Source organism: Pseudoalteromonas sp. ND6B, assembly GCF_000764215.1.
Taxonomy (GTDB): Bacteria; Pseudomonadota; Gammaproteobacteria; order Enterobacterales; family Alteromonadaceae; genus Pseudoalteromonas; species Pseudoalteromonas tetraodonis.
Genome location: NZ_JQFL01000080.1, coordinates 11,777 through 26,039, shown reverse-complemented (window position 1 = coordinate 26,039; position 14,263 = coordinate 11,777). Strand labels below are relative to the sequence as shown.

At 41.6% G+C, this 14,263-nt stretch carries 14 protein-coding genes; 9 read left to right on the top strand and 5 right to left on the bottom strand.

What is annotated here, in order from left to right:
- On the bottom strand, window positions 1-969 hold the full coding sequence (locus tag ND6B_RS01865) for a calcium/sodium antiporter (RefSeq protein ID WP_033104260.1): 969 nt from the start codon (window positions 967-969) through the stop codon (window positions 1-3).
- A 266-nt stretch (window positions 970-1,235) separates the two neighbouring features.
- Here ND6B_RS01865 and ND6B_RS01870 point away from each other — a divergent pair, with 266 nt between their 5' ends.
- From ND6B_RS01870 to murA, 7 genes are read left to right on the top strand one after another with little or no spacing between them, the layout of a single operon-like run.
- Window positions 1,236-2,051: an ATP-binding cassette domain-containing protein gene (locus ND6B_RS01870; RefSeq protein ID WP_013463988.1), complete on the top strand. Its 816-nt coding sequence runs from the start codon at window positions 1,236-1,238 to the stop codon at window positions 2,049-2,051.
- Window positions 2,051-2,830, top strand: coding sequence for a lipid asymmetry maintenance ABC transporter permease subunit MlaE (gene mlaE / locus ND6B_RS01875; RefSeq protein WP_013463989.1), 780 nt, complete (start codon window positions 2,051-2,053; stop codon window positions 2,828-2,830). The genes ND6B_RS01870 and mlaE overlap by 1 nt, the downstream gene beginning before the upstream one ends.
- 14 nt (window positions 2,831-2,844) lie before the next feature.
- On the top strand, window positions 2,845-3,393 hold the full coding sequence (gene mlaD, locus ND6B_RS01880; protein WP_013463990.1) for an outer membrane lipid asymmetry maintenance protein MlaD: 549 nt from the start codon (window positions 2,845-2,847) through the stop codon (window positions 3,391-3,393).
- Between the two features lie 5 nt (window positions 3,394-3,398).
- On the top strand, window positions 3,399-4,079 hold the full coding sequence (locus ND6B_RS01885) for an MlaC/ttg2D family ABC transporter substrate-binding protein (RefSeq protein ID WP_024601339.1): 681 nt from the start codon (window positions 3,399-3,401) through the stop codon (window positions 4,077-4,079).
- Window positions 4,072-4,365, top strand: coding sequence for an STAS domain-containing protein (locus ND6B_RS01890; RefSeq protein WP_008465119.1), 294 nt, complete (start codon window positions 4,072-4,074; stop codon window positions 4,363-4,365). The genes ND6B_RS01885 and ND6B_RS01890 overlap by 8 nt, the downstream gene beginning before the upstream one ends.
- Window positions 4,366-4,370: 5 nt before the next feature.
- Window positions 4,371-4,628, top strand: coding sequence for a BolA family protein (locus tag ND6B_RS01895; protein ID WP_033104258.1), 258 nt, complete (start codon window positions 4,371-4,373; stop codon window positions 4,626-4,628).
- A 14-nt stretch (window positions 4,629-4,642) separates the two neighbouring features.
- Window positions 4,643-5,902: a UDP-N-acetylglucosamine 1-carboxyvinyltransferase gene (murA, locus tag ND6B_RS01900; protein ID WP_008465122.1), complete on the top strand. Its 1,260-nt coding sequence runs from the start codon at window positions 4,643-4,645 to the stop codon at window positions 5,900-5,902.
- A 91-nt stretch (window positions 5,903-5,993) separates the two neighbouring features.
- On the opposite strand, the gene ND6B_RS01905 is transcribed toward murA, so the two are convergent.
- From ND6B_RS01905 to ND6B_RS01915, 3 genes are all read right to left on the bottom strand, one after another.
- Window positions 5,994-7,076, bottom strand: coding sequence for a trypsin-like peptidase domain-containing protein (locus ND6B_RS01905; RefSeq protein WP_013463993.1), 1,083 nt, complete (start codon window positions 7,074-7,076; stop codon window positions 5,994-5,996).
- An 87-nt stretch (window positions 7,077-7,163) separates the two neighbouring features.
- Window positions 7,164-8,516: a Do family serine endopeptidase gene (locus tag ND6B_RS01910; RefSeq protein ID WP_008465125.1), complete on the bottom strand. Its 1,353-nt coding sequence runs from the start codon at window positions 8,514-8,516 to the stop codon at window positions 7,164-7,166.
- Between the two features lie 122 nt (window positions 8,517-8,638).
- Window positions 8,639-9,073, bottom strand: coding sequence for a YhcB family protein (locus tag ND6B_RS01915; protein ID WP_008115546.1), 435 nt, complete (start codon window positions 9,071-9,073; stop codon window positions 8,639-8,641).
- 133 nt (window positions 9,074-9,206) lie between these two features.
- Between ND6B_RS01915 and zapE the strand changes: the two genes are divergently transcribed.
- Window positions 9,207-10,295, top strand: a complete 1,089-nt coding sequence (gene zapE, locus ND6B_RS01920; protein ID WP_033104257.1) for a cell division protein ZapE — start codon at window positions 9,207-9,209, stop codon at window positions 10,293-10,295.
- A gap of 155 nt (window positions 10,296-10,450) precedes the next feature.
- Here zapE and gorA read toward each other — a convergent pair whose 3' ends face one another.
- Complete coding sequence (gene gorA / locus ND6B_RS01925) at window positions 10,451-11,812, bottom strand: glutathione-disulfide reductase (protein WP_028834537.1); 1,362 nt, start codon at window positions 11,810-11,812, stop codon at window positions 10,451-10,453.
- Window positions 11,813-12,064: 252 nt separating this feature from the next.
- Here gorA and prlC point away from each other — a divergent pair, with 252 nt between their 5' ends.
- Complete coding sequence (gene prlC, locus ND6B_RS01930; RefSeq protein ID WP_013463996.1) at window positions 12,065-14,116, top strand: oligopeptidase A; 2,052 nt, start codon at window positions 12,065-12,067, stop codon at window positions 14,114-14,116.
- The last annotated feature ends 147 nt before the right edge of the window (window positions 14,117-14,263 follow it).

Sequence of the window (14,263 nt, the reverse complement as noted above, 5' to 3'; positions counted from 1 at the left end):
CTATCCTACTTGACTAAAAATATAACCTTGGTAAATCATAAATGCGACGATGAGCAAACCACCTTCTATTCTATTGATACGTCTTTGACCTCTAAAGTTCAATGACATAGCAATTAGCGCCAAGGTTGCGCCAATCATAATAATAACATCACGGTTAGCTACTGATGCGTCAATAACCGATGGATTAATTAATCCTGCCAGCGGTAATACCGCTAAAATATTAAAAATATTCGAACCAACTATGTTACCCAGCGCTAAGTCATCTTCATTTTTAAGTACACCTGCAATTGAAGCTGCAAGTTCAGGTAAGCTGGTGCCTATAGCAATAATGGTCAAACCAATCACCAAGTCACTTAAGCCAAAATATTTTGCGATATCAACGGCTGAGCCAACTAAAAAGTGTGAACTAACCGGCAGTAAAATCATACCCACTACCAGCCAAAAAACAGCTTTTTTGGTTGGTACATTGTCAGGTACTTCGTCACAGGCTTCGCTCACAAACGGATCGTCTTGGTTTTTAGCTCGCAGTGAGACAAAAATAAGTCCGCCAATAAAAACAACAAAGCCAAATAATAAGGCTGCACCTTCAAAAAATGAAAAATAGTTATCTGAAAAAATATACCAAGTTGCAATGGAGACCAGCAGTACCAGTGGAATTTCACGTTTTAACGTACTTGAAGATACTGATAAGGGTCTTAAAAGGGCGGTAATACCTAAAACTAATAAGATGTTAGTGATGTTTGAACCAACTGCATTACCCACGGCAGTATCGGTTTTATTTGCCAAAGCTGCTGAAGCCGATACCATCATTTCAGGCGCTGAAGAGCCCATAGCTACCACGGTTAAACCTACAATTAGCGTTGGCACGCCAAAGTTTTTAGCCAGTGCTGCTGCACCATAAACAAACCTGTCTGCACTCCATACGAGAGCCGCAAAACCAAGAATTAAAATGACAAACGAGGTAACCATTGTGATAAGCCAATTAATGTAAATTCAGATAGCGCGAATAGTAACAAAAGCCACCATAAAAGTATAAATAAAAGAATAAGGTGTAATACATTAGGTGGTTATTTTAAGAATTCTTTGGCGCTTTTTATATGAAATTTTAAGCCAAAGTTAAGGCTGCTTGAATCAATCTTATAACTGTTTTTGCGACACTATTACAAAATCTTACGAATTGTTTTTTCCATATTGGTTAAAAAACCCTTAAAATAGAAATATGAGAGAGTATTGTTATGGAGAGCGACTTGTCGCAATCAATAGTTGAAGTCAAGGATGTTACCTTTTCTAGAGGCGATAGGGTCATATATAAAAATATGAGCTTTGACGTACCTGAGGGTAAAATTACTGCCATTATGGGGCCAAGCGGAATTGGCAAAACCACGATGCTACGCCTAATAGGTGGCCAGCTTAAACCAGACTCCGGTGATATTTTATTTAAAAACGACAGCATTGTCGCTATGTCGCGCAAAGAACTCTACGCGGCACGTAAACGCATGAGTATGTTATTTCAAAGCGGTGCCTTATTTACTGATATGTCGGTGTTCGATAACATTGCATTCCCCATTCGAGAGCACACGCAACTCAGTGAAGATTTAATCCGTTTAGTGGTATTAATGAAACTACAAGCTGTTGGCTTACGTGGTGCTAAAGATTTAATGCCTTCAGAGTTATCTGGCGGTATGGCACGTCGTGCAGCTTTGGCTCGCTCTATAGCGCTTGATCCTGAACTTATTATGTATGATGAGCCTTTTGCAGGACAAGACCCTATTTCAATGGGGGTTTTAGTTAAGCTGATCAAATCTTTAAACGAAGTACTTGGCTTATCTTCTTTAATTGTCACGCACGATGTGACAGAAGTAATGAGTATTGCCGACCACGTTATTATTATTGCTGATCAAGGCGTTATTGGCAGTGGTACACCAGAGCAGATGCGAGAGCACGAATCACCACTTGTTCAACAGTTTTTAAAAGGGTTATCAGATGGTCCAGTGCCATTTCATTATCCAGCACAAACCTATGCAGATGAACTGTTAGGAGAGCAGCAGTAATGTTGGATTTACTACAAAAAATAGGCCACAAAACGCTGGGCCGATTTGCTGCACTGGGGCGTTCAACCCAAATGCTGGCAAGTGCGTTATGGCATGTACCCAATTTTAAAAAAGGCACACCTTTACTCGTGCGCCAATTATATATGGTTGGCTCACAGTCATTATTGATCATTGTTGTATCAGGATTGTTTATCGGCATGGTATTAGCCCTGCAAGGCTATACTGTTTTAGTTGATTATGGCGCTGAAGACAGCCTAGGCCCTTTAGTGGCGCTCAGTTTATTGCGTGAACTTGGGCCAGTAGTAACCGCATTATTATTTGCCGGTAGGGCAGGCAGTGCGTTAACCGCTGAAATTGGCTTAATGAAAGCCACCGAACAGTTATCATCGCTTGAGATGATGGCCATTGACCCGCTTAGACGAATTATAGCGCCGCGGTTTTGGGCTGGTTTGATTAGTATGCCAATGTTGGCACTTATTTTTTCTGCTGTAGCTATTATTGGTGCTCATTTAGTGGGGGTTGATTGGCTAGGCGTTGATACGGGAAGTTTCTGGTCAATTATGCAATCTCAGGTGTCGTTTGAAAAAGACATACTAAACGGTTTAATTAAAAGTATCGTATTTGCGATTGTTGTTACCTGGATTGCGCTTTACAAAGGGTATGACTGTGTTCCCACATCAGAGGGGATCAGCAAGGCAACAACAGAGACAGTGGTGCACTCATCACTAGCGGTATTAGGTTTTGACTTTATTTTGACAGCGGTAATGTTTACCAGCTAATAGGGTATTAAATAATGAATTCACGGAAATTAGAAATTTTAGTTGGTTTTTTTGTAGCATTGGGCATTTTGGCATTTTCAATGCTGGCGCTCAAAGTGGCTAATTCGGGTATTAGCGGCTCAGGTGAAACCTACACATTGAACGCCAAGTTTGAAAATATAGGATCATTAAAAACACGTGCACCCATTAAGGTGGGCGGCGTTGTTATTGGTCGTGTAGAGTCAATTTATGTACACCCACAAGAGTTTTTACCAGTAGTAAATATGAGTATTGATGCGCAGTATTTATGTCGTTTTTCAGACACTAGTTCCATCTCTATCTTAACCTCGGGTATTTTAGGTGAGCAATACTTAGGTATTAACCCTGTGATCGCATCAGATTCAGCTAAACAGCGATGCTTAGGCGAAGATGTAGCGAACAGCGAACAAGATCAAGCCATTGACGATTTATTTGGTGTTCAAAGTAAAGCATTAGCCAACGGCGATTCTATTACAGATACCAAGTCAGCATTGGTACTAGAAGAATTAATAGGCCAGTTTTTATTCAACCAAGGTAGTGAGTAATTATTATGTTGAAAACATTTTTAGCAAGTATCGCATTAGTAACTGTCACGCTAGTACAAAGTGTACATGCCGGTGAAGTGAAATTGACTGATCCTAATAAAATGGTACGTCAGGTTGCTGATAATACCTTTGAGCGTATTACCAAAGACCAGCCGTTAATAACCACTAACAAAGAGCATTTACGGGTCATCGTTGAAGAAGAACTGATGCCCTACATTGACTACAAATATGCTGCACTGAGAGTGTTAGGTAGCGAAGTATCTAAGGTACGCGCCATTACCGACAAAGCAGAAAAAGCAAAAGCAATTGAAGATATTCAGCGTTTTATTGGCGCGTTTAGAGAGTACCTTGTTGCCACTTATGCTGGCGTTTTTACCCAGTATACTAATCAACAAGTTGAATTTGCTGCCGAGCAGCCTTTTAAAGGCAAAGATGTGGTGGTGGTAAAAACCAAAATTGTAGAAGCCGGTAAGCCTGATATTAAAATTGATTTTAAAGTACGTGAAGATAGAAGTGGCGAATGGCGCGCTTACGATATGATTGCTGAAGGCATTAGCTTACTTGATGCAAAACAAAGTGAGCTTCAGGGCATTTTACGCCAACAAGGTATTGACCACGTTAGCGACCTGTTAGAGCAAAAAAGTAAGTTACCGGTTCAGTTTAGAGGCAGTGACACAAATGACTAAATTGGCAATCAGCCAAGTCGATGAACAGCATCTACGAGTCAGTGGTGAATTGACTCATAATTCAATTGGCAATGAACGGCTTCTGAATACCAAGCGACAAACTGAGCATAAAACCCTTTATTTTGACCTAAGTGAGGTGACAAGGGTTGACACAGCCGGCTTAGCTTGGTTAATTCACTCTTTTACAGAATTTAAGCAACAAGGCATTCGCCTTGAATTGCAAAACCCACCTGAACAACTGCAAAACCTTATGCAGTTAGGCCAGGTTACAACCCTATTTGAGTGAGAGTTATGGAAACGAGTCAAGTCGAAACATTATTACGCGACGAACTTCAGTTAGCTGAAGTACATGTAAAAGCCAATGGCAGTCATTATGAAGTAATCGCTGTCGGTGAATGCTTTGACGGATTAAATCGTGTTAAAAAGCAACAGCTAGTATATGGGCCATTAATGAACACTATTTCAGACGGTACCATTCATGCTGTTTCTATCCGCGCTTTTACTCCGACAGAGTGGAAACGTGAGCAAAAATTCATTTTACCGCAATAAATAAGGCCCCTTAGATGGATCAATTTGTAATTCAAGGTGGCACTTCACTCGCTGGTGAAGTAACTATTTCTGGCGCTAAAAACGCAGCTCTTCCGATTCTATTTGCAGCTTTATTAGCTGATGGCAAAAGTACTTTTACTAACGTACCACATCTTCGCGATATCATTACGACCGAAGCCTTATTAAAAACGTTAGGCGCTGATGTTCAGTGGCAGGGCGATTCACTCATTATTGATGGTGCAACGGTAAATAGCACGTTAGCGCCTTATGACTTAGTAAAGCAAATGCGTGCGTCAGTGCTTGCACTTGGCCCTTTAGTCGCTCGATTTGGTGAGGCACAAGTATCCTTACCAGGTGGCTGTGCTATTGGTGCGCGCCCGGTTGATATTCATATTCAAGGCTTAGAGCGTATGGGCGCTCAAATAACCGTTGAAAACGGTTATATTAATGCCAAAGTAGATGGTCGCTTAAAAGGCGCTGAAGTTTTCATGGAAATGATTAGCGTAGGTGCTACTGAAAACTTACTGATGGCGGCAACGCTCGCCGAGGGTAAAACAGTACTAGAAAATGCTGCCCGCGAGCCAGAAATTATCGATTTAGCCAATTGCTTAATTGCTATGGGGGCTAAAATCAGTGGTGCGGGCTCAAGCCGTATTGAGATTGAAGGGGTTGAGCGTTTATCAGGTTGTGAACACCGCATATTACCGGATCGTATTGAAACAGGTACCTTTTTAGTGGCTGCAGCGATGGCTGGCGGCGAAGTTCTGTGTAAAATGACCGACTTTCATTCACTTGAGCCAGTAATAGAAAAACTACGTGCAACCAATGCGTTATTAGAAGTGCACGATGACAGTATTTATTTAGACATGCGAGGCCGAGAGCTTAAAGCGGTGAATATTAAAACTATGCCTCATCCTGGTTTTCCAACCGATATGCAAGCGCAGTTTACCGCATTAAATGTGGTGGCTAATGGTAGTGCGACGATTACCGAAACTATTTTTGAAAATCGTTTTATGCATGTGCCTGAGCTACAACGTATGGGCGCTAATATTCGCTTAGAAGGCAATACGGCCTTTTGTGGTGAAACAAAAAGCTTATCGGGTGCGCAAGTAATGGCAACCGATTTACGCGCATCAGCGAGCCTTATTCTGACGGGGATTGTGGCTCAAGGCGAAACGGTTGTTGATCGTATTTATCATGTAGATAGAGGCTATCAGCGTATTGAAGATAAACTCAGTGCGCTAGGTGCTAACATCAAACGCAAAAGCAATTAGTTATACTAATACAATTATTATTCTAATCCATAAAAAACGCGATGATCTATCGCGTTTTTTTATGTCTAATGCCAAAGTATAAATAAGCGCTTTATAGCTTGGTTTCAAGCTCTGCTACTTTCACCATTATTTTTTGTATTTCACCGTTACGGTAAAGCTCAAATTCAATTTCTTTCCCCGGTTCGGTACTGCCTATTTTTTTCAATACATTTTGTGGATTAGCCACTGAAAGCCCAGCAATTTTAATCACAATATCTTGCTCTTCTATACCCGCCTGCCATGCAGGACCTAAAGGGTCTAGGTTGGTAATACGCATGCCTGCAACAGGCGTTAAGCTATCATTGACTTCTTTGCCTGTACTGTCTACCGCTGTGCCTTCAAAGCCCAAATAGCCGCGTACAACACGACCATGGCGTATAAGCTTACCCATTACCTCTTTTGCCAAGGTGTAAGGCACCGCAAAAAAGATCCCTTGTATATTTAAGTTTTCACGGGTTTTAAACTGGGCAGAGGTGATCCCTACTAAATCGCCATTAGAATTTACCAGTGCACCACCAGAGTTACCTACGTTAATAGCAGCGTCCATTTGCAGTAAGTTATTGTAAGGACTATCGGTAATTTTTTGCTTACCGGTGGCGCTAATGATCCCCTGAGTAATGGTTTGCCCTAAGTTAAGTGGGTTTCCGATGGCTAATACTAAATCGCCTACACTCGAACTGTAGTTATCGTTAACGGGTATAACAGGCAGGTGATTGGCATTTATTTTTAATAATGCTAAGTCGGTAATAGTATCAAAGCCAATGAGTTGCACATCAAAAAAACGTCTGCCGTCAGTAAGAATAACCAGTATTTGATCGGCATTATTGATCACATGGTAATTAGTCAAAATATAACCGTCAGGTGACATGATCACCCCAGAACCAAGCTCTTGCACCGTATTTTGGCGTTTATAGCGTGGCTCTTTAGAAATGCTTTCTGAAAAAATGGTGACAACCGATGGCGCTGCGCGCTTAACTGCATCAGAAAAGCTCAAATGACTTGCAGTCATTGCACTGGGTAGCGGCACGTTAGGTAGCAATGCAGTGCGCATGTTAGGGCTAAAAAAAACCACTAAAAAAGCAATGCCTAAACCGGCAAATAGAGGAGGAAGTACAAATTTTAGAAGTTTTAGCACGGTATTCTTATTGTTAGTGAGCAATCCCTTTATGATGGCACAAAAAAAATAACAGCGGCAAGTGCCGCTGTTACTTTTATTGTATTATTACTGAATTAATACAAAAATAGATTCACGTCCGCGTTTCACACCTAACACAATATTACCTTGAATATCTTCGATAATTTTGTTCATGTCGCGAATGCTTTCTACTCGTTGACGGTTTACTTGCACAATAACATCGCCTTCTTCAAGGCCTACTCGTGCTGATGGCGAACGAGGATCGACAGAGGTCACCTCAATCCCTTTCATTTTGTTCTTCTTCACGTTTTCAAGCGTTGCACCTTGGAATGCTGGGTGTAACTCTTCGCCCGCAGCGGTAATGCCTGATGCACCATCAAGGGTTACTTCCACATTTTTAACTTTACCGTCACGGTAAATCCCCAACTGTACTTCGCGGCCTTCACCTAAGGTGGCAATTTTACTGCGTAGCTCATGGAATCCGCTAATTTCACTGCCGTTAATGCTAATAATTACATCGCCTGCTTTAATTCCCGCTTTGCTGGCTGCGGTGTCATCCATTACCTGCATAACATAAGCCCCTTGTTTAACATCAAGCTGCTGTGCTTTAGCAAGACCTGCATCAAGAGGGCGGCCTGAAATACCTAACGAACCACGGCGTACTTCACCATGCTCTACAATTTGATCAACAAGGTTTTTCATCATATTTGACGGAATAGCAAAGCCAATCCCCACATTTCCGCCTGATGCACCTAAAATAGCGGTATTAATACCAATCAGCTCACCGTTTAAATTAACTAAAGCCCCACCTGAGTTGCCTTGGTTTATCGCGGCATCGGTTTGAATGAAATCTTCGTAGCCTTCAATATTTAAGCCACTGCGGCCTAATGCGCTAACAATACCTGAGGTAACCGTGTGGCTTAAACCAAAAGGGTTACCAATAGCTACAGCAAAATCACCGACACGTAAGTCATCTGAGTTAGCTAGCTTTACTGCGGTTAATTCATCTGCGTCTATTTGTAGTAGCGCAATATCAGACTCTTTATCGCTACCAATTTTTGTTGCTTCATATTCGCGGCCATCCTCAAGAGTGACCACCATTTTTTCGGCGTCTTGCACTACATGGTTGTTAGTAACGACATAACCTTTGTCAGCATCAATAATAACTCCTGAGCCTAAACCACTAAACTGGCGCTTTTGGCTACGTGGCTGCGGGTTGCCAAAAAAGAAATCGAGCGGGTCACCGCGTCGGCGAACCTCTTTAGAGCCTGAAACCTGAATACTCACTACACCTGGGGTAATTTGCTCAAGCATAGGGGCAAGTGTTGGTAATTGTTGACCATTAACGGCAACCGGCAATTTAGCAAACGAGGCGGTTGGACTTAGTAATAAGCTAGTAGATAAAATAGCAGCACTGATAAGTGATAATTTCATTTTCATAGTCAGGGTTTACTCCACTTAAAAAGCAAAAGGCTGCAATAAGCAGCCTCAAAAAAGTATATCAGTAAGATAAAACAACAAAGCTGTTATATCTAAAGACTATGGGGTCAAAAAAAAGTTCATCAAGATGCTTTAGAAGTATTCACATCACCAGCAAATAATCCTGATTTACCCGACACATAATCAGCTGGTTGAGCATCGGCGTTTGAGCGATCCGAACTACGCTCTTTTAATGACGCTTGTAACTGCTCTGTGGTTTCTTTAGAGAAAAACGGTTCAGCAGGGGCTTTATTTCTGTCTTCAAGTAATAGTTGATTGGTTTCTTCAACATGGCTTAATAACTGGTCGTAGTTTTCTTTCATTTTGTTTACTAACTTACCAGTGTTCGCTAAATGATCGGCAACATCTTGACGATACTGCTCAAGCGAATGCTTAGCTTGCTCTGCTTGTTGCTCTAACTCATCTTGTTTAAATTGTTTTTTAGTGACAAAGGCACCAACGAAAAATGCAGCAATAGCAACCACTATCACTAAACCTACCCATGTAAATGTACCCATAAATTCACCTCTATGCGAAAATAACTAAAAAAATTTAGTTCAATAATAATTCATACTAAGTCTAATATACCCTGAGTATTGATGCGTGTTAATATGCTTTACAAATTAAACTGTGTTTTAACTGTAAATAGATATGACTCCTTGGCAAACATACCAGCAAGACCTTCAACGCGATGACTTTGTACATGACGCAGCACAAGAAAATGCAGTTCGTCATTTACAGCGTTTATACGACGATTTAACACAAGCAAAACCACAATCGAAAGGCTTTTTTGCAAAGCTATTTAATAAAGCTGACCCTGCACCTATAAAAGGATTGTACTTTTGGGGTGGCGTAGGCCGTGGTAAAACCTACCTAGTTGATACTTTTTACGAAGCTTTGCCGGGCGATAGAAAAATGCGAGTGCATTTTCACCGTTTTATGCACCGAGTACACGACGAGCTTAAAAAGTTAAACAACACAGCAAACCCATTAGAAACAGTTGCCGATATTTTTAAAGCTGAGACTGACATTATTTGTTTTGATGAGTTTTTTGTACAAGACATTACCGATGCCATGCTGCTCGGTGGTTTAATGGAAGCGCTATTTGCTCGTGGTATTGTGCTGGTTGCCACGTCAAATATTGTACCTGACGACTTATACCGCAATGGCTTACAACGCGCTCGTTTTTTACCGGCTATTGCCTTAGTGAATAAGCATACTGAAATAGTTAATGTAGATTCCGGTGTTGATTACCGGTTACGTACACTGGAACAAGCAGAAATTTTTCACAGCCCGCTTGATGAGCAAGCTGATAAAAACCTATTTGAATACTTTGATAAGCTCTCCCCTGAGGCCGGTAAAGTAGACACCCCAATTGAAATAGAAGGGCGGATGATCAAAACCCGCAAGGTGTCTGATTGCATCGTTATGTTTGAATTTAGCGAACTGTGTGAAACCGCGCGTAGCCAAGTGGATTATATGGAAATAAGCCGATTATATAACACGGTGATTTTATCAAACGTAAAACAGCTTGGACAAAATAATGATGATGCAGCAAGGCGTTTTATTGCGTTGGTAGATGAGTTTTATGAGCGTAACGTTACCTTAATTATCTCTGCAGAAAAACCCATTACCGAGCTCTATACACAAGGCAATTTAAACTTTGAATTTAAACGCTGTATTAGTCGCCTGCAAGAAATGCAATCGTTAGAATATTTAGCCCGAGAGCATTTAGCTTAAAATACGAAGGTTAGCGGGCGACGGGCTGCGCGTCTCGAGCAAAACACCTAACTTCTAAATAAAAAAACCTTGCGATGTTAACCACAAGGTTTTTTTATTTCTCGAACCTCGAACCTCGAACCTCGAACCTCGAACCTCGAACCTCGAACCTCGACCTATCTCATGGTAACAAATTCTTCCGACCCTGTTGGGTGTAGTGCTACAACCGCATCAAAATCGGCTTTAGTCGCGCCCATTTTCATGGCGACAGCAAAGCCCTGAATCATTTCATCAACGGTAAAACCAATACCGTGTAAGCCCACAACTTTTTCATCATCGCCTGCACACACAAGCATCATGTTACATGCTTGGCGATGCTGAGTAACTGCGGTGTACATAGCCGCAAAGCTTGATTTATATACTTTTACATTTTCTTCGCCGTACTGAGAAATCGCCTCTTGTTCAGTTAAGCCAATGGTGCCGATAGGTGGATGGCTAAATACCACGGTTGGTACTAGGCTGTAGTCCATTTTCAAATCATCCGGCAGCGCTTTATTAAATAAACGCTCCGATAGAGTACGACCCGCTTTTACAGCAACTGGTGTAAGCTCAATACCATTTTCGATAATATCACCCACAGCGTATACATTTTTAGCCGTGGTGTTTTGGTATTCATCTACTTTTACATAGCCGCTTTCGTTTACTTCAACGCCTGCTGCAGCAAGGTTAATTTTATCGGTTGTAGGTGTACGACCAATCGCCCAAATAACCTGATCAACATTTTCGCTGTAACCGTTTTCAAAATGAATAGTTAAGCTGCCATCAGCCTCTTTTACCACCTCTTTTGGCGAACACTCAGTGTGCAGAGTAGGGCCTTCTTTTGCCATAATATCAACCAGTGTGTCGATAATGTATGGGTCAAAGGTGCGCAGCGGCTTGCTCTTACGAACAAATAAATGGGTTTGTGTCCCTAGGCTGTGTAGCACACCAGCGATTTCTACGGCAATGTAACCGGCACCAACAACGGCAACACGCTTAGGTTGTTCGTTCAGCTCAAAAAAGCCGTTTGAATCAATACCGTGTTCAGCACCTGGAATGTTAGGAATAGTAGGGCGTCCGCCTACGGCAACTAAAATGTGATCAGCAGTGTAATGCTCACCATTTACTTCAACGGTTTTACTATCCACAAATTTTGCAAAGCCTTTGATCACAGTTACGCCATTTTTAGCTAAACCATTATCATAGCCTTTGTGAATGCGGCCAATATAGGCTTCACGGCTTTCTACTAGCTTTGACCAGTCAAAGCCTTTAACTTCAACATCAAAACCGTAATCAGGAGCATAAAGATTAATTGCTTCAGCAACTTGAGCGCCATGCCACATTACTTTTTTAGGAACACACCCTACGTTTACGCAGGTGCCACCCATGTGTTTAGCTTCAATTAATGCTACTTTTGCGCCACGCATTGCTGCACGGTTAGCTGATGCAATACCACCACTACCGCCACCAATTGCAATGTAATCAAAATGCTGAGCCATGTTTAATCCTCTAAATATTAATTTAACTTTTCTGTGCCGATGATAGCATATGCGATGAGCAAGTCACTTGTTCGGGGCTGCTAAAATCTATCAAACATCCTTCATCAAACGAAAGGTATGCTATTTCAGATCAAGCTGCTAGGTGATCATTTACAGATACACACTCGTTAACTAGTAAAGCAGGTTTGCCCTTGTATTTACGTATTTTGCCCCAACTTAAATTTTTATATTTTGCATAAACCGAGAATCACTATGACCAATGCACATACTAATCCCCTAATCGGGCTTGAAGGTTTACCGCCTTTTTCAAAAATAAAGCCAGAGCATGTTGTTCCGGCACTAAAAAAAGGTATTGAGCACTGTCGCAGTGCAATTAATGATGTATTAGCAAAGCAATCATACACATGGGAAGATTTAGTATTACCCCTTGAAGAAGCTGACGATAAACTATCGCGATTGTTTTCACCGGTATCGCATTTGAACTCAGTAATGAACAATGATGAACTTCGCGAAGCCTACGAGCAATGTTTACCGCTTATTTCTGAATACTCTACTTTTGTTGGTCAGCACCAAGGTTTGTACGAGGCTTACAACGCACTTTATAACAGTGACGAATTTAAAACACTCACTACTGCCCAGCAAAAAACCATTACTAACGCATTACGTGACTTTAAGCTTTCAGGTATTGCGTTAAATCCTGAGCAACAAAAACGCTACGGTGAAATTAGTGCGCGTTTATCAGAGCTTGCCTCAAAATTTGGTAATAATGTGATGGATGCCACGCTTGCATGGCATAAGCATATTACCGATGAAAGCCAATTGGCTGGTTTACCAGAATCAGCACTTGCATTAGCGGCCGATACGGCAAAAAGTAAAGACTTAGACGGCTGGGTATTTACCCTAGATTTCCCTTCATATTTGCCGATTATGACCTATGCAGATAATCGTGAACTTCGCAAAGAAACATACACCGCTTTTTCTACCCGTGCATCCGATCAAGGCCCTAATGCGGGAGAGTTTGATAACTCTGCGATCATGAGTGAAGAGTTGGCACTGCGTCATGAGTTAGCACAATTACTTGGCTTTAATAATTACGCTGAAAAATCGTTGGCTACAAAAATGGCAGAATCACCCGCGCAGGTATTCTCATTTTTAGAAGACTTAGCCGCTAAGTCTAAACCACAAGCAGAGCAAGAACTTAAAGAGCTGCAACAATATGCAGAGCAAAAGCATGGTATTAGTGAACTGCAGGCGTGGGATTTTGGTTATTACAGTGAAAAACTAAAGCAAGAAAAGTACGCGATTTCAGATGAAGTTCTTCGCCCGTACTTCCCAGCAAATAAAGTACTAAGTGGCTTATTTGAAACGGTTAATCGCCTATTTGGTATTACTGTAAAAGAAGTCGCTGATTTTGATAGCTACCATAAAGATGTACGCTTTTTTGAAATTTATGACAGCAATAACACTTTACGTGGTCGTTTTTACTTAGACTTGTATGCGCGCGATCACAAGCGTGGTGGTGCGTGGATGGATGACTGTATGGGTCGAAAAGTGCGCGCAAATGGCGAGCTACAAACACCGGTTGCTTACCTAGTCTGTAACTTTAATAAAGCGATTGGCGATAAGCCGGCGTTATTTACCCATAATGAAGTAACCACACTGTTTCATGAGTTTGGTCACGGTATTCATCATATGCTTACCCAAGTAGATGCAGCCCCCGTTGCTGGTATTAATGGGGTAGCGTGGGATGCTGTTGAGTTGCCAAGCCAGTTTTTAGAAAACTGGTGTTACGAGGAAGAAGCCCTAAGCTTTATTTCAGGCCACTTCGAAACCGGTGAGCCACTACCTAAAGAGTTGCTTGATAAACTACTTGCGGCTAAAAATTATAACTCAGGTATGCAAATGCTAAGACAACTTGAGTTCTCGTTATTCGATTTTAAAATTCACCATGACTACGTGGCAGACAAACCATGTAACATTCAAGCTGTACTTGATGATGTACGCAGTCGTACCTCAGTCATTAAGCCGCCAGCGTTTAACCGTTTTCAGCATGGCTTTAGTCATATTTTTGCGGGCGGTTACAGTGCAGGCTATTACTCGTATAAATGGGCTGAAGTACTTTCGGCAGACGCCTATTCTAAATTTGAAGAAGAGGGGATTTTTAATCCACAAACTGGCCAAGCGTTTATGCAGCATATTCTTGAAAAAGGCGGCAGCGAAGAGCCAATGGCACTGTTTAAAAACTTCCGTGGTCGTGAGCCAAGTGTAGATGCACTACTGCGCCACAGCGGCATCGCCGCTTAGGGTCTGTTGACCTTTGCGGATTAAAATATAATTACAAAAGCGCCCCAGTGGCGCTTTTTTATTGCCTAAAACACAGTGTTGTTAAAGAATATTTTGAATAAATTTTAGTAGTTTCAACATAGCGTACTATGCTTTGAACAAAGTACT